The 15,999-nt window shown below is 55.8% G+C and carries 17 protein-coding genes; 7 read left to right on the plus strand and 10 right to left on the minus strand.

What is annotated here, in order from left to right:
* Window position 1: 1 nt before the first annotated feature.
* Window positions 2-697, minus strand: coding sequence for a gamma-glutamylcyclotransferase (locus AC4OVU_RS12420; RefSeq protein WP_017384255.1), 696 nt, complete (start codon window positions 695-697; stop codon window positions 2-4).
* Window positions 698-874: 177 nt separating this feature from the next.
* Window positions 875-1,105, minus strand: coding sequence for a putative cation transport regulator ChaB (gene chaB / locus AC4OVU_RS12425; protein ID WP_003856674.1), 231 nt, complete (start codon window positions 1,103-1,105; stop codon window positions 875-877).
* 268 nt (window positions 1,106-1,373) lie between these two features.
* Here chaB and chaA point away from each other — a divergent pair, with 268 nt between their 5' ends.
* Window positions 1,374-2,474, plus strand: a complete 1,101-nt coding sequence (gene chaA / locus AC4OVU_RS12430; protein WP_003856672.1) for a sodium-potassium/proton antiporter ChaA — start codon at window positions 1,374-1,376, stop codon at window positions 2,472-2,474.
* Window positions 2,475-2,580: 106 nt separating this feature from the next.
* On the opposite strand, the gene kdsA is transcribed toward chaA, so the two are convergent.
* From kdsA to hemA, 6 genes are read right to left on the minus strand one after another with little or no spacing between them, the layout of a single operon-like run.
* On the minus strand, window positions 2,581-3,435 hold the full coding sequence (gene kdsA, locus AC4OVU_RS12435; protein ID WP_023303858.1) for a 3-deoxy-8-phosphooctulonate synthase: 855 nt from the start codon (window positions 3,433-3,435) through the stop codon (window positions 2,581-2,583).
* A gap of 36 nt (window positions 3,436-3,471) precedes the next feature.
* Window positions 3,472-4,281: an invasion regulator SirB1 gene (sirB1, locus tag AC4OVU_RS12440; protein ID WP_110293022.1), complete on the minus strand. Its 810-nt coding sequence runs from the start codon at window positions 4,279-4,281 to the stop codon at window positions 3,472-3,474.
* A gap of 3 nt (window positions 4,282-4,284) precedes the next feature.
* Window positions 4,285-4,677 (minus strand): invasion regulator SirB2, encoded by a 393-nt coding sequence (sirB2, locus tag AC4OVU_RS12445; protein ID WP_110293021.1) that lies wholly within the window; start codon window positions 4,675-4,677, stop codon window positions 4,285-4,287.
* A complete protein-coding gene (gene prmC, locus AC4OVU_RS12450; RefSeq protein ID WP_023303859.1) occupies window positions 4,674-5,504 on the minus strand; it encodes a peptide chain release factor N(5)-glutamine methyltransferase in 831 nt (276 codons plus the stop codon). The genes sirB2 and prmC overlap by 4 nt, the downstream gene beginning before the upstream one ends.
* Window positions 5,504-6,586, minus strand: coding sequence for a peptide chain release factor 1 (gene prfA / locus AC4OVU_RS12455; protein WP_003856667.1), 1,083 nt, complete (start codon window positions 6,584-6,586; stop codon window positions 5,504-5,506). The genes prmC and prfA overlap by 1 nt, the downstream gene beginning before the upstream one ends.
* A 41-nt stretch (window positions 6,587-6,627) precedes the next feature.
* Entirely contained in the window at window positions 6,628-7,884 is a 1,257-nt protein-coding gene (gene hemA, locus AC4OVU_RS12460) for a glutamyl-tRNA reductase (RefSeq protein ID WP_003856666.1), read from the minus strand.
* A 201-nt stretch (window positions 7,885-8,085) separates the two neighbouring features.
* Between hemA and lolB the strand changes: the two genes are divergently transcribed.
* The 4 genes from lolB (at window position 8,086) to dauA (ending at window position 12,440) form a co-directional block, all read left to right on the plus strand.
* The gene (gene lolB / locus AC4OVU_RS12465) at window positions 8,086-8,697 is read left to right on the plus strand and encodes a lipoprotein insertase outer membrane protein LolB (RefSeq protein ID WP_003856665.1); all 612 of its coding nucleotides are present in this window, start codon (window positions 8,086-8,088) and stop codon (window positions 8,695-8,697) included.
* Window positions 8,694-9,563 (plus strand): 4-(cytidine 5'-diphospho)-2-C-methyl-D-erythritol kinase, encoded by an 870-nt coding sequence (gene ispE, locus AC4OVU_RS12470; protein ID WP_017693293.1) that lies wholly within the window; start codon window positions 8,694-8,696, stop codon window positions 9,561-9,563. Before lolB ends, ispE begins: the two co-directional genes overlap by 4 nt.
* Window positions 9,564-9,688: 125 nt before the next feature.
* The gene (gene prs / locus AC4OVU_RS12475; protein WP_003856663.1) at window positions 9,689-10,636 is read left to right on the plus strand and encodes a ribose-phosphate diphosphokinase; all 948 of its coding nucleotides are present in this window, start codon (window positions 9,689-9,691) and stop codon (window positions 10,634-10,636) included.
* 124 nt (window positions 10,637-10,760) lie between these two features.
* Window positions 10,761-12,440 (plus strand): C4-dicarboxylic acid transporter DauA, encoded by a 1,680-nt coding sequence (gene dauA / locus AC4OVU_RS12480; protein ID WP_023303860.1) that lies wholly within the window; start codon window positions 10,761-10,763, stop codon window positions 12,438-12,440.
* Here the strand turns inward: dauA and AC4OVU_RS12485 are convergent.
* Window positions 12,426-13,484, minus strand: a complete 1,059-nt coding sequence (locus AC4OVU_RS12485) for a MerR family transcriptional regulator (RefSeq protein WP_023296767.1) — start codon at window positions 13,482-13,484, stop codon at window positions 12,426-12,428. The genes dauA and AC4OVU_RS12485 overlap by 15 nt on opposite strands.
* Window positions 13,485-13,603: 119 nt before the next feature.
* A complete protein-coding gene (gene ychH, locus AC4OVU_RS12490) occupies window positions 13,604-13,879 on the minus strand; it encodes a stress-induced protein YchH (RefSeq protein WP_003856655.1) in 276 nt (91 codons plus the stop codon).
* Window positions 13,880-14,153: 274 nt separating this feature from the next.
* On the opposite strand from ychH, the gene pth reads away from it, so the two are divergent.
* Together pth and ychF are read left to right on the plus strand one after the other, a co-directional pair.
* Complete coding sequence (pth, locus tag AC4OVU_RS12495) at window positions 14,154-14,738, plus strand: aminoacyl-tRNA hydrolase (RefSeq protein WP_006810922.1); 585 nt, start codon at window positions 14,154-14,156, stop codon at window positions 14,736-14,738.
* A 126-nt stretch (window positions 14,739-14,864) separates the two neighbouring features.
* The gene (ychF, locus tag AC4OVU_RS12500; RefSeq protein ID WP_003856650.1) at window positions 14,865-15,959 is read left to right on the plus strand and encodes a redox-regulated ATPase YchF; all 1,095 of its coding nucleotides are present in this window, start codon (window positions 14,865-14,867) and stop codon (window positions 15,957-15,959) included.
* Window positions 15,960-15,999: the final 40 nt, after the last annotated feature.

Below are 15,999 nucleotides of genomic sequence, written 5' to 3' on the forward strand. Positions count from 1 at the left end.
ATCAGGCAAAACCCGGCCGCAGCGTATTGCTGAGCGGGTTCCCTTCCAGCAGCGCTTTCACCTTCACCACCAGCTCACTCAGACAGTCGTCCTGCATGCCGAGACGCGTCAGCTCCTGATCTAGCGAGAAAAGGTACTGGGCGTTAGTGCCCAGCGGTCCGCTGGCGGCGGCAATCAGCGGGGCAATCACCTGGGTTCGGGTATCGGCTTCATACAGCGGGTGGCGCGGATCCATAATGAACACCAGCGCGTTGACGGTGCGCCCGTCATCCAGTTCCAGCTTGCACCAGCTGGGCATATAGCAGCCCGTGATCATCTCGCGCTTCCACAGCAGCGTCAGCTCATCTTCCAGCGTGGTATCCGGCAGCCGGTATGCCACGCCCGTGGTGCGCCCGCCCTCTTTTAGTGCAAGCATGCGTCCTGGCTGGCACGCGCTGCCGCGTCCGGCGGTCAGGCGCAAACAAAAGGCGCGGTGCCACCCAGGCAGCGTTCCGGTTGCTGATTCAACAAATTCGAGCGCCGGGTTCCACATCAGCGAGCCGTAACCAAAGATCCAGACCGGACCATCATCCGGGCGGCAGGCCAGCGTTGCCGCAAGCGACGCCGCACGTTGTTCAGCCGACCACAGAAGCGATTCCTCAATAGCACCAAATGCCGTCTTACAATCTGCCTTCATCAAGAAATCACGCGTTAACACATTCCACCTCCGCCACTGCATGCTTCCTTGCGACATCTGTAATTCGCCTTCCCGGCATTCCGTGCTGTTCATTTTAACAGCAGTTGAGCAACGATAAGCAATTCGCGGGCCAGATGCAATACAGCGGCAGGTCAACCGCCTGAAATGTCAAAATGGAGGCAGCGTGTTATTTGGCGGCTATTTCTTTTTGTGCCATTTATCATCGTCCCCTTTCTCATAGTCATTTTTCACGGCGGCCCAGGCCACCTTATGCGCCGTCTCTTCACGGCTGGCATCGTCCCGGCGATCTTCTTTATCTTTGTACTGATCCCAGGCGCTGTTAAAGGCTTCTTTGTAGATATCCTGGGCGTGGGCAGGCAATACGTTTTGCACGTTATCCGGTAATTCGCTTTTCGATTTGTATGGCATCGTTAACCTCTCTTTTGGCTAAAAGATAAGTGTGGACGACGATACGCGAGGGTGCCACTCGACAGAAAGAAATGAACAATATAAAAATGTAATTCATTGTTATTAAACTAATATTTAACAGAGATAAGGCATTATAAGCCTCAGACATAAAAATTATAATAAAGGGTAAAATTAAGTAAAAAATACAGGGTTTTTAACAGATTTCTGTTAATTTAATACCTTTAAAATCTATCTATAATTACAAGCACCTGCATTGTTGGAGAAACACATGACAGCAACACACGAGGCGGTAAAAACCCGCCACAAGGAGACCTCTCTCATTTTCCCGGTTCTGGCACTGGCTGTGCTGCTCTTCTGGGGAAGCAGTCAGTCATTGCCAGTGGTTGTGGGGATCAATATTCTGGCTCTGGTGGGTATTTTAACCAGTGCATTTAGCGTGGTACGCCATGCGGATGTGTTAGCCCACCGTCTTGGAGAGCCGTATGGGTCATTAATTTTAAGCCTTTCGGTTGTGATTCTTGAAGTCAGTTTAATTTCCGCATTAATGGCCACCGGCGACGCCGCGCCAACGCTAATGCGCGATACGCTCTACTCCATCATTATGATTGTTACCGGCGGCCTGGTCGGTTTTTCACTTTTATTAGGTGGTCGCAAATTTGCCACCCAGTACATGAACCTCTTTGGCATTAAACAGTACCTGATCGCCCTGTTCCCGCTGGCGATTATTGTGCTGGTATTTCCGATGGCGCTGCCGGGTGCAAATTTCACCACCGGCCAGGCGCTGCTGGTGGCGCTGATTTCCGCGGCGATGTACGGCGTGTTCCTGCTGATCCAGACCAAAACGCACCAGAGCCTGTTTGTTTACGAGCATGAAGACGACGGCGACGACGATGACCCGCATCACGGTAAGCCGTCGGCGCACAGCAGCGCGTGGCATACGGTTTGGCTGATCGTGCATCTGATTGCCGTTATTGCGGTCACCAAGATGAATGCGAACCCGCTGGAGGCGCTATTAACTGAACTGAACGCGCCGGTCGCCTTTACCGGTTTCCTGGTGGCCCTGTTGATCCTGTCGCCAGAAGGCCTGGGAGCGCTGAAAGCGGTGCTCAATAATCAGGTGCAGCGGGCGATGAATCTGTTCTTCGGCTCCGTTCTGGCGACCATCTCCCTTACCGTTCCGGTGGTGACGTTGATTGCCTTTATGACGGGAAATGAATTGCAGTTTGCGCTGGGTGCGCCAGAGATGATTGTGATGGTGGCATCCTTGCTGCTGTGCCAGATATCCTTCTCCACCGGCCGCACCAATGTGCTGAACGGCGCGGCGCATATGGCGCTGTTTATTGCGTATCTGATGACGATATTTGCGTAATTTTTTTGCCGGGTGGCGCTACGCTTACCCGGCCTACGAAACCCGTAGGCTCGCGCAAGCGTAGCGCCGCCGGGCAAAGAAAAACCCGCCGAAGCGGGTTTTTTTATTAGTTGCTGGTATCCAGCTCGTCGAAGCTCTTCACCAGATCGTCAATCGCTTTGATCTGTTTCAGGAACGGCTCCAGCTTCTCCAGCGGCAGCGCGGATGGACCGTCGCATTTCGCGTTAGCCGGATCCGGGTGCGCTTCAATGAACAGACCCGCCAGGCCGGTTGCCATACCGGCGCGCGCCAGTTCGGTCACCTGCGCACGACGCCCGCCAGACGCGGCGCCAAACGGGTCGCGGCATTGCAGGGAGTGGGTCACGTCGAAAATCACCGGAGACTGGTTAGAGACGTTCTTCATCACGCTGAAGCCCAGCATATCTACAACCAGGTTGTCATAACCGAAGTTTGAACCACGGTCGCAGAGGATCACCTGGTCGTTACCGCCTTCGATAAACTTGTCGACGATGTTACCCATCTGGCCAGGGCTCACGAACTGCGGTTTTTTCACGTTAATCACGGCACCGGTTTTCGCCATCGCTTCTACCAGGTCAGTCTGGCGAGCGAGGAACGCCGGAAGCTGAATCACGTCTACCACATCAGCCACGGGCTGTGCCTGAGACGCTTCGTGCACGTCGGTGATCACTTTCACGCCAAACGTCTGTTTCAGCTCCTGGAAAATCTTCATCCCCTCTTCCAGGCCCGGGCCACGGTAGGAGTGAATGGAGGAGCGGTTGGCTTTGTCAAAAGAGGCTTTAAACACGTACGGGATGCCCAGCTTTTGGGTCACGGTCACGTAGTGTTCGCAGATGCGCATAGCGAGATCGCGGGATTCCAGAACGTTCATACCGCCAAACAGCACGAACGGCAGGTCGTTTGCCACGTTGATATCACCAATGCTAACCACTTTTTGTTTCATAGGATCGCCTTATTCAGGTGTGAATCGGAATTAAGATTAATGCAGTGTAATGTGTTTATGCGCGATCGCGTTAATCTGCGCGCGGATCATCTCGCTGATCGGGTCTTCCGGACATTGCTCGACGAAATAATTCAAATCATTCAGCGCCACGTGCTCGCAGTCGAGCTGCGCATAAATCAGGCCGCGGTCGCGGATTTCGTACGGATCTTCCGGATTGAACTGCAACAGCACTTCGCTTGCGCGCAGAGCCAGCTCCATCTGACGCTCTTCCATCAGCGCAGACTTCAGCGTATCCAGGAGCTTACGGATCACTTCGGCGTTATCGGCTTCATCGAGATCTTCACTGAACAGCTCAGCTATCGGGCTGATGTTGCCTTTCAGCCAGACGTCCAGCGTATGCTCATCCAGCGTGTCGCCGTTAAACGGATTGATTAACCACATCTCACCGTCCAGCCACTCCGCCCGCAAAATCATCTGCGTCGGGAAAATGACCGGCACCAGTGGAATATCCAGCTCGTGCGCAACCCACAGTAAAATGGCGCCCAACGCGACGGCGCTGCCCTGACGATTTTTCAACACCTGGTCCAGCCACAGTGCGTCAGACAGGCGGTACACGCCTCGCGTGTCGCAGAAACCCCATTCGCCGTAGAAAAGCTCAATCAGCTTCTCTAATTGCCAGTCCTGCGGACGTGCCTGATTGATCTCTTCGCGCGCCAGGCTGACCAGATTCTCCAGTTCAGCGTAAACGTACTGTGACGTAAAATCGTCGCGGATCATCTCTGAAATCAGGATCATACCATCGCAGAGCGGCACTTTGTTAAATTCGAAATCGGCTAAGGACCTCATGACTTACCCCAGTAACGGTATTCTTGTGGTGGCGAGTTTAATGATGATGTACAGCACCACCAGACCCAGCAAAAAGGCGATAAACCCTGTCTGCTGGCTGCGCGGACGATGACGCCCAAGCGCGATAAAACCCAAAACGATGTAGATGATAACGCCAAACAGCTTTTCAGTCAGCCATGCGCCTTTATCAGTAAATGGCAGATAGCCGGTTTTCCACATTAACCCGGCTCCGGAAAGGAACAGCACCGTGTCGATACAGTGCGGGGCGATGCGTACCCAGCGGGCGTTAATCAGCGGATTGTTGCTGTAGCGCCACCAGTAGCGGGCAATGAAAAAGCCAATGGTCACGGCAACGGAAATCAGGTGAACGGAGATCAGCAGCGTAAACAGGCTCATGACCACTGCCCCAGCGTCAGACGTTCATTGCCGCCGTAATCCCGGCAGGTTTCCACGGCAGCGTATCCGGCACGCGTAAACAGCGCTCGCACCGCCTCTCCCTGCGTCCAGCCATGTTCCACCAGCAGCCAGCCACCGGGAAGCAAATGTTGTCGTGACGTTGTCACAATGTGATCGAGATCCGCAAGTCCCTGATTCGCAGCGACCAGCGCGGTCAAAGGTTCAAAACGCACGTCGCCCTGCGCGAGATGCGGATCGTCTTCGTCGATGTAGGGCGGATTGCTGACAATCATCTCAAACATGCGGCTTTCAAGCGCGGCAAACCAGCTGCTTTGCAGAACGGAAACATTGTTCAGCCCCAGCCGTTCAACGTTGCGCCGCGCGAGGGCGACCGCATCAGGCATCACGTCTACCGCCGTCACGGTGCAGTCCGGTCGCTCGCTGGCAAGCGCCAGCGCAATCGCGCCGGTGCCAGTACCGAGATCGAGGATCTGACACGGCTGCGCCGGTAACCGCGCCAGCGCCTGCTCCACCAGACACTCGGTGTCCGGGCGCGGGATCAGCGTGGCCGCTGAAACGTACAGCGGAAGTGACCAGAACTCGCGTTCGCCAACCAGATGCGCCACCGGCTCGCCGGTTTTACGGCGGGCAAGCAGCGCCTCCAGCTGCGATTGCTGTTCAGCGGTCAGAGCGGTTTCGCCGAAAGCCAGAAGATACGTGCGGGCTTTACCCGTCACATGCTCAAGCAGAATTTCGGCGTCGCGCTTCGGGCTTTCACTTGCAGAAAGCTCACTGGCGGCATGGCGTAACCAGCGCTGAAAATCCATTAATCCTGCTCGGATAGTGCCGCCAGCTGGTCGGCCTGGTATTCCTGCACGATAGGCTCAATCAGCATATCGAGCTTGCCTTCCATCGCCTCATCCAGACGGTAGAGCGTCAGGTTGATGCGATGGTCGGTTACGCGACCCTGCGGGAAGTTATAGGTACGGTTACGGTCGCTACGATCGCCGCTGCCCAGCAGGTTACGGCGGGTAGAGGCTTCCGCCTGCTGGCGTTTCGCCATTTCCGCCGCGTGGATACGGGCGCCCAGCACGGATAACGCTTTAGCTTTGTTCTTGTGCTGGGAACGTTCATCCTGACACTCAACCACAATCCCGGTGGGCAGGTGAGTAATACGGATAGCGGAGTCGGTGGTGTTAACGTGCTGACCACCTGCCCCTGATGAGCGGAAGGTGTCGATGCGCAGATCTGCCGGGTTGATATCCGGCAGTTCCGCTTCCGGCAGCTCCGGCATCACCGCCACCGTACAGGCTGACGTATGAATGCGTCCCTGAGATTCTGTCGCAGGCACGCGCTGCACGCGGTGACCGCCGGATTCAAACTTGAGACGACCGTACACGCCGTCGCCGCTGATCTTGGCGATAACCTCTTTGTAGCCGCCATGCTCGCCTTCGTTGGCGCTCATGATCTCCACGCGCCAGCGACGGGATTCGGCATACCGGCTGTACATACGGAACAGATCTCCGGCGAACAGCGCCGCTTCGTCGCCACCGGTACCGGCGCGGACTTCCACAAAGGCGTTACGCTCATCATCCGGATCTTTCGGCAGCAGAAGCACCTGAAGCTGCTGCTCCATCTCTTCTGAACGCGCTTTCGCATCCTGTAACTCTTCCTGCGCCATCTCGCGCATCTCAGGATCGTCGAGCATCATCTGCGCGGTTTCGATATCTTCCTGGACCTGTCGCCAGTCGGTAAAGCATTTTGAAACATCACTTAACTGCGCGTATTCACGCGACAGCGCGCGAAAACGTTCCTGGTCGGCAATGGTCCCGGCATCACCGAGCAGCGCCTGGACTTCTTCATGGCGCTCGTGCAGAGCTTCCAGTTTAGCGACGATAGAAGGCTTCATAGGCGTAAATGCACCTTGTCTTAGAAAATGGGTATAGGGCGCTATTCCAGCCCGAGGCTGTTGCGCAGAATAGTCAGGCGTTCATCGTCCCCGTCACGGGCAGCCTGCTGAAGAGATTTGGTTGGGGCATGGATCAGGCGGTTGGTCAGTTTCCAGGCTAAATCCTGCATAATCGCCTGCGCGTCGCCGCCCTGTTCAAGGGCCGCTAACGCTTTGGCCGTCAGGTCATCACGCACCTGCTCCGCCTGACCGCGGTATTCGCGGATGGTCTCGCTGACGCTTTGCGCGCGCAGCCAGGCCATAAATTCGCTGGTTTCCTGTTCAACGATGGTTTCCGCCTGCACAGCCGCCGCCTTACGCTGGGCAAGGTTGTGCGAAATGATGCTTTGCAGGTCATCCACGCTGTACAGGTAGGCGTTCGCCAGTTTGCCCACTTCCGGTTCGACATCACGCGGAACGGCGATATCCACCAGCAGCATCGGCTGATTGCGGCGGGATTTCAGCGCACGCTCGACCATCCCTTTCCCGATAATCGGCAGCGGGCTGGCGGTAGAACTGATAATAATGTCCGCCTCTTTCAGACGTTCATCGATGTCGCTCAGCGCAATCACCTCAGCGCCCACTTCGTCCGCCAGCACCTGCGCACGTTCGCGGGTGCGGTTGGCAATGATCATCTTCTTCACCTTGTGTTCGCGAAGATGGCGCGCCACCAGCTCGATGGTTTCGCCCGCTCCCACCAGCAGTACGGTGACGGTCGACAGGGATTCAAAAATTTGACGGGCAAGGGTACAGGCCGCGAAAGCAACCGAAACCGCACTGGCGCCAATGTCGGTTTCGGTTCGCACACGCTTCGCCACGGAGAATGACTTCTGGAACATTCGTTCCAGTTCGCTGGCTTTCAGATGCCCTTTCTGGGAATCCGCGAAGGCTTTTTTCACCTGGCCAAGGATCTGCGGCTCGCCCAGCACCAGCGAATCCAGACCGCTGGCCACGCGCATCAGATGGCTGACCGCATCGTTATCCTGATGCCAGTACAGGCTGTTGCGCAGCTCTTCTTCGTTGAGGTTGTGGTAGTCACACAGCCAGCGGATCAGCGCCTCGTGCAGGTTGTCCTGCTCTTCTACGCTCAAATACAGCTCGGTACGGTTGCACGTCGACAGCACCACGCCACCCTGCACCATCGGCTGTGCAAGCAGGCTGTCCAGCGCCAGGTCGAGCGTATCCGGCGAAAACGTAACGCGTTCTCGCAGTGAAACCGGGGCCGTTTTGTGGTTAATACCGAGTGCTAATAGGGTCATGTTGAGCGGGAGTAGTACCAGCGTTAATAAGGTTAGCAGGACGCATCATACAGGATGCGCGAGATCAATAAAAGAGACTGCCCCCTTTCGGAGTAATAGCTTACGCCACGCTTTGAGATAATTTGAACGTAGACGGTGGCACCCTTCAACGCTAGCATTAACAGTTATAACTGCAACGTATCTCAAGGATTTGTCATCATTATGACCCGAATGATTCGCCTGCTGCCTCTGGCGGCCCTGGTTCTGACCGCCTGTTCCGTTCATCAGCCGAAAGGCCCGGGCAAAAGCCCTGACTCACCGCAGTGGCGTCAGCACCAGCAGGACGTGCTGAAATTAAGCCAGTACCAGACCCGCGGTGCATTTGCTTATCTCTCTGACGAACAAAAAGTTTACGCTCGCTTCTTCTGGCAGCAAACGGGTCAGGACAACTATCGCCTGCTGCTGCTGAACCCGCTGGGCAGCACCGAGCTGGAGCTTAACGCGAAGCCTGGCGAAGCGCAGATCACCGATAACAAAGGCCAGCATTACACGGCAACCGACGCCGAAGAGATGATTGGCAAGCTGACCGGAATGCCGATTCCGCTCAATAGTCTGCGCCAGTGGATCCTCGGCCTGCCGGGTGACGCAACCGACTATACGCTCGACGATCAATACCGTCTGAGCCAGGTGAACTACACCCAGGGCGGTAAAACCTGGAAAGTGGTGTACAGCGCGTATGACAGCAAGACGCAACCGTCGCTGCCGTCCAATATGGAGCTGACGCAGGGTAGCCAGCGTATCAAGCTGAAAATGGACAACTGGATCGTTAAATGATGACCCACTGGCCCTCTCCCGCAAAACTGAACCTGTTTCTCTACATTACCGGGCAGCGCGCTGACGGCTATCACACCCTGCAAACGCTGTTTCAGTTTGTCGATTACGGCGACACCATCTCCATCGAACCGCGTCAGGACGGGCAGATTTGCCTGCTGACGCCGGTCGACGGCGTGGCGCATGACGATAACCTGATCGTGCGCGCTGCCCGCCTGCTAATGAAAACGGCGTCGACGTCGGGTCGTCTGCCGGCGGGAAGCGGTGCGGATATCCGTATCGACAAACGCCTGCCGATGGGCGGCGGTCTTGGCGGCGGCTCATCAAACGCCGCGACCGTACTGGTGGCGCTTAACCACCTCTGGGGCTGCGGTCTGACGACGGACGAACTGGCAGCGTTAGGGTTGACGCTGGGCGCCGATGTACCGGTGTTTGTGCGCGGCCACGCGGCGTTCGCTGAAGGTGTCGGTGAAATCCTCACGCCGGTCGATCCGCCGGAAAAATGGTATCTGATCGTTCACCCCGGCGTGAGCATTCCTACCCCGGTCATCTTTAAAGATCCTGACCTGAAAAGAAATACCCCGGCACGGTCAATAAAAACGTTATTAAATTGTGAATTCAGCAACGATTGCGAGGATATCGCAAGAAAACGTTTTCGCGAGGTTGATGCGGTGCTTTCCTGGCTGTTAGAATACGCGCCGTCGCGCCTGACCGGTACAGGGGCCTGTGTCTTTGCTGAATTTGACACCGAAACCGCCGCCCGTCAGGTGCTTGAGCAAGCGCCGGTTTGGCTGCATGGTTTTGTAGCACGCGGGATGAACACCTCCCCCCTACAGCAGGCCATTCTGGCGCAGACTGAGTTTCGGTGACAACGTCACCCTGTTCCAGACGTTGCATCGCGCTCTTTAATACACCGCCTGGATAGCGTTTGCTTAGGCCCCGCAGTTTGCGGCGAACGCTATCCACCACTGGACGCATGCCTGAGGTTCTTCTCGTGCCTGATATGAAGCTTTTTGCTGGTAACGCCACCCCGGAACTAGCACAACGTATTGCCAACCGCCTGTACACTTCCCTCGGCGACGCCGCTGTAGGTCGCTTTAGCGACGGCGAAGTCAGCGTACAAATTAACGAAAATGTACGCGGTGGTGATATTTTCATCATCCAGTCCACCTGTGCTCCAACGAATGACAACCTGATGGAATTGGTTGTTATGGTCGACGCGCTGCGTCGTGCTTCTGCTGGCCGTATCACTGCTGTTATTCCTTACTTTGGCTATGCACGTCAGGACCGTCGCGTCCGTTCCGCGCGTGTGCCAATCACCGCTAAAGTTGTCGCTGACTTCCTGTCCAGCGTCGGCGTTGACCGCGTACTGACGGTTGACCTGCACGCAGAGCAGATCCAGGGCTTCTTCGACGTGCCGGTTGATAACGTATTCGGCAGCCCAATCCTGCTGGAAGACATGCTGCAACTGAATCTGGACAACCCGATTGTGGTTTCTCCGGACATCGGCGGCGTGGTACGTGCTCGTGCTATCGCGAAGCTGCTGAACGATACCGACATGGCGATCATCGACAAACGCCGTCCGCGCGCTAACGTTTCTCAGGTGATGCACATCATCGGTGACGTGGCTGGCCGCGACTGCGTGTTGGTGGACGACATGATCGATACCGGCGGTACGCTGTGTAAAGCCGCTGAAGCGCTGAAAGAGCGTGGTGCGAAACGCGTATTCGCTTACGCCACTCACCCGATCTTCTCCGGCAATGCGGTAAACAACCTCCGTAACTCCGTCATTGACGAAGTTGTGGTGTGCGATACCATTCCACTGAGCGACGAGATCAAAGCGCTGCCAAACGTGCGTACGTTGACTCTGTCCGGGATGCTGGCCGAAGCGATTCGTCGTATCAGCAACGAAGAATCGATCTCTGCAATGTTCGAACACTGATCGAACACGGCCAAAAAACCCGCTACGGCGGGTTTTTTTGTTTATAGTATTTATTTGTATGACTTATGCCTCCTTCACCTGCCATTCACATGACAGATGATGCGCACACGGATGATAGATAATTGTGAAAAACGTAACCTCCTCACATGTTCTGCCCTTTCGCGCCCTCATCGACGCCTGCTGGAAAGAGAAATACACATCGTCACGCTTTGTTCGTGACCTGATAGCCGGGATCACCGTCGGGATTATTGCCATCCCGCTGGCGATGGCGCTGGCGATTGGTAGCGGCGTCGCGCCGCAGTACGGGCTGTACACCTCGGCCGTTGCGGGGATTGTGATTGCGCTGACGGGCGGGTCCCGCTTCAGCGTCTCCGGCCCGACTGCCGCCTTTGTGGTGATCCTCTACCCGGTTTCCCAACAGTTTGGTCTGGCAGGCCTGCTGGTTGCCACCCTAATGTCCGGCATCTTTTTAATTCTGTTTGGTCTGGCCCGCTTTGGTCGCCTGATTGAATATATTCCCCTTTCCGTAACGCTGGGGTTCACCTCGGGGATTGGGATTACCATCGGGACCATGCAGATTAAGGATTTCCTCGGCCTGCAAATGGCCCATGTTCCGGAGCACTATTTACAGAAAGTGGGCGCGCTGTTTATGGCGTTGCCGACGGCCAACCTGGGCGATGCAGCCATTGGCATCGTTACCCTCGGCACACTTATCGTCTGGCCTCGCTTAGGCATTCGTCTCCCGGGGCATCTGCCCGCTCTGCTGCTGGGCTGCGCGGTGATGGGCGTTGTCAACCTGCTCGGTGGACAGGTCGCCACCATTGGCTCCCAGTTCCACTATATTCTGGCGGACGGCTCACAGGGCAGCGGCATTCCGCAGCTGCTGCCGCAGCTGGTTCTGCCGTGGGACATGCCGGGCTCAAGCTTCACCCTAAGCTGGGATTCCCTTCGCGCTCTGCTGCCTGCCGCGTTCTCCATGGCTATGCTGGGCGCGATTGAATCCCTGCTCTGCGCCGTCGTGCTCGACGGCATGACCGGAACTAAGCACAAAGCCAACAGCGAGCTGGTCGGCCAGGGCATAGGGAACATCGTTGCACCGTTCTTCGGCGGTATTACCGCTACGGCTGCGATTGCCCGTTCCGCCGCGAACGTACGTGCGGGCGCGACATCACCGGTTTCGGCGGTCATTCACTCCCTGCTGGTGATCATGGCGCTGCTTATCCTTGCCCCGCTGCTTTCATGGCTTCCACTCTCTGCCATGGCTGCGTTGCTGCTGATGGTGGCCTGGAACATGAGTGAGGCGCATAAGGTGGTTAACCTGCTGCGCCGTGCGCCGAAAGACGACATTATCGTGATGCTGATCTGCATGTCGCTGACCGTGCTGTTCGATATGGTTATCGCCATCAGCGTCGGCATTGTGCTGGCCTCGCTGCTGTTTATGCGCCGCATCGCGCAGATGACGCGTCTCTCCCCGGTTAACGTTGAGGTGCCTGACGATGTGCTGGTGCTGCGCGTGATTGGTCCGCTGTTCTTCGCCGCAGCGGAAGGTTTGTTCAGCGATTTGGAATCCCGCATCGCGGGCAAACGGATTGTGGTGCTGAAGTGGGATGCCGTCCCGGTGCTGGATGCCGGCGGTCTGGATGCCTTCCAGCGCTTTGTTGCCCGCCTGCCGGAAGGCTGCGAGCTGCGGATAAGTAACCTTGAATTCCAGCCCCTGCGCACCATGGCGCGCGCGGGCGTGCAGCCGATCCCTGGCCGATTGTCCTTCTACCCTAACCGTGAAGCTGCGTTAGCGGATCTGTGAGTCATCTGATGCAGAGACTCGTCTTTGCATCATCACCCCGATCGCCTGCTGGAGCCATTCAAGCACGGCAGGCGTCATCCACGTGCCTTTCATCAGATGCGGCTCCTGCTGCATGGCGAGGCGAAATTTTTGCTGGGTCTGCGGGTTTGTTCCTGCATAGGACTGGAATAAAACCAGCCACTTTTCTGCCAGCTTTTGCGCATCGTCAGAAGCGGGACTGAGATTATCCTGCTGCGCCTGATGCAGCTTCGCCACCAGCGGCGGCCACTCCATCATCCGGTCAAAGTAGTGCGCCCGGGTAAAGGCCATCTCTTCGGCAGTGAGATATTTCTCCCAGATGCTGAGCTTTGATTCGGCAAACGCCCGCGTGATGTAATCAGTTATCTCCGGCGTAATGCCGGTTTGCTCCTGCATCTGCGGCTCCACGCTGTGCATCTCGTTCAGACGGGTCAAAAATTCCGGTTTGCCTGCGGTATCCTGCTCCAGGCGTTCCATCCACCGTGAAGCCAAATCGGTCGCCCGCGCGTCCGTGACGCTGACGTTCTGTTCCAGCAAGTGTTTAACCTCCGTCACCAGACCCGACCAGATATCCGCCAGCGCCTCTTTCTCTACCGCAAACGGTAGTTGCTGCAACTCTTCTTTGCTAAACCAGCGATCGTACATATTCATTAACTCCAGAGTCTGTAGCCAGGATTCCAGATCCGGCGTCGCATCGTCGGTCAGCCCGGTACGCAATTCCACCAGCCGGTTGCGCAGCGTATGGATGCTACGCAGTTGCTTGTCCAGCAGAGTGATTTGCCCGTCGAGTAATTCGGCTAATGACAGCGAACGCTGTTCCAGAAAATCCCTGATTTCGGCAAGCTCCAGTCCGGCTTTTGCCAGCGCCTGGATCATATGCAGACGCTGCACATCCGCCAGGTTATAAAGCCGGTAGCCTGCCGCGCTTCTGGCAGAAGGTAACAACAGCCCTGTTTGCTCGTAGTGATGCAAAGTCCGCACGGTGATCCCGGCACGTTTCGCCAGTTCACCCACCTGTATCAACATAACGGCTCCTTTTGTTCTGCCAGTGTCGTTACTCTGAAGCCTTACGTTACGTGAGGGTCAATGCGTCATGCAAAAAAAACGACTTCAGATGAAGTCGTTTCGGTGTTCTTTATGGGGCACTAGCTATGCTTGCGCTGGTCGCGGCGGCATCGTTTATCGTAATGGCGCACCCACCAGTATTTATCGCAGACTTCCTCATGTCCGCTCACGCGCGCCCCGGCGAGCCACAATACCGCACCAAGGAAGATACTCAGCACCGCGCCATGCGCAAAGTATTGTGGGAGGTCAAGCTGCGGTAATTGGTTTAAGATTGAATAACCGACACCGGCGACCATCACGAACAGTCCCAACCCCATTAGCACGTTACCGAGCATTGAAGCGTTTTTGCGTTTCATATGTCACCTCCGGAACTTTGGGTTGTCAGGGGAAAAGCCCCTTCTCCTTGTGTGTAAAGTATAGACAACGCCTCTTATATGAGTTGCGTGAATGATCACATTTACTGATAACTCCCGGACAAAAATTTACAAATAAGACATTGAACAGCTTGAAATTCTAATTGTTCAAAGAGGAAATTATTCGCATTTCGGTGTACAGCAGGCAGAACTTTGTCAAGCGGCGCGCCAGACAGTAAACTACGCGCCAGATCTGGAACCCATTAGGAAGTAAATCGTGACGATTAAACTGATTGTCGGCCTCGCCAATCCGGGCGCAGAGTATGCCGCTACCCGCCATAACGCCGGCGCCTGGTATGTTGATCTGCTGGCGGAGCGTTTGCGCGCTCCCCTGCGTGAAGAACCCAAGTTTTACGGGTATACCTCACGCATCAATCTTGCGGGTGCTGACGTGCGGTTGCTGGTGCCAACCACCTTTATGAACCTGAGCGGCAAAGCCGTGGCGGCCATGGCAACGTTTTATCGCATCAATCCGGATGAGATCCTGGTGGCCCACGACGAACTGGACCTGCCGCCAGGCGTGGCGAAGTTCAAACTGGGCGGCGGTCATGGCGGCCATAATGGTCTGAAAGACATCATCAGCAAACTGGGTAATAACCCTAATTTCCACCGTTTGCGCGTGGGAATCGGCCATCCGGGCGATAAAAACAAAGTTGTTGGTTTCGTACTGGGTAAACCCCCGGTTTCTGAGCAGAAGTTGATTGACGAAGCGGTGGACGAAGCGGCCCGCTGCACCGAGATTTGGCTTCAGGATGGCCTGACGAAAGCCACCAATCGACTGCACGCTTTCAAAGCGCAATAATCGGCGCCCTGGGGCTTTTTTACCGCGCGTCGCGCGGGTTACGTGTATAATAGGCGTAGTTATTTACTTTTCTTCAATCGGTTATCGTTAACGGATTGATTATCAAGATATTAAGGTGATTTAGAAATGGGATTCAAATGCGGTATCGTCGGTCTGCCAAACGTGGGCAAATCCACCCTGTTCAACGCGCTCACCAAAGCAGGTATTGAAGCGGCGAACTTCCCGTTCTGTACCATCGAGCCGAACACCGGTGTTGTTCCTATGCCCGATCCGCGTCTGGACCAGCTCGCGGAAATCGTGAAGCCGCAGCGCATTCTGCCAACCACCATGGAGTTCGTGGACATCGCGGGCCTGGTAAAAGGCGCATCCAAAGGTGAAGGCCTGGGCAACCAGTTCCTGACCAACATCCGTGAAACCGAAGCGATCGGCCACGTTGTGCGCTGCTTCGAGAACGACAACATTATCCACGTTAACAACAAAGTGGATCCAGCTGACGACATCGACGTCATCAACACCGAGCTGGCCCTCTCTGACCTCGACACCTGCGAGCGCGCCATTCACCGCGTGCAGAAGAAAGCCAAAGGCGGCGACAAAGACGCGAAAGCGGAACTGGCTGCGCTGGAAAAATGTCTGCCACAGCTGGAAAACGCGGGCATGCTGCGCGCGCTGAAAAACCTGACTGACGAAGACAAAGCGGCGATCAAATACCTGAGCTTCCTGACCCTGAAGCCTACCATGTACATCGCCAACGTTAACGAAGACGGTTTCGAGAACAACCCGTATCTGGACAAAGTGCGTGAAATCGCTGCGGCTGAAGGCTCTGTAGTGGTAGCGGTTTGCGCTGCCGTTGAATCTGATATTGCAGAGCTGGACGACGCCGACCGCGAAGAGTTCATGGCCGAGCTGGGTCTGGAAGAGCCGGGCCTGAACCGCGTGATCCGCGCGGGCTATGAGCTGCTGAACCTGCAAACCTACTTCACCGCTGGTGTAAAAGAAGTGCGTGCGTGGACCATCCCTGTCGGTGCGACCGCGCCTCAGGCGGCCGGTAAGATCCACACCGACTTCGAGAAAGGCTTCATTCGTGCGCAGACTATCGCGTTTGAAGACTTCATAACCTACAAGGGTGAGCAAGGCGCGAAAGAAGCAGGCAAGATGCGTGCGGAAGGGAAAGATTACATCGTTAAAGATGGCGACGTGATGAACTTCTTGTTTAATGTTTGATTTGTTTTGAATGAAAAAAATCCACGCTTTGGCGTGGATT

This window comes from Enterobacter sp. 6722112 (assembly GCF_058661685.1).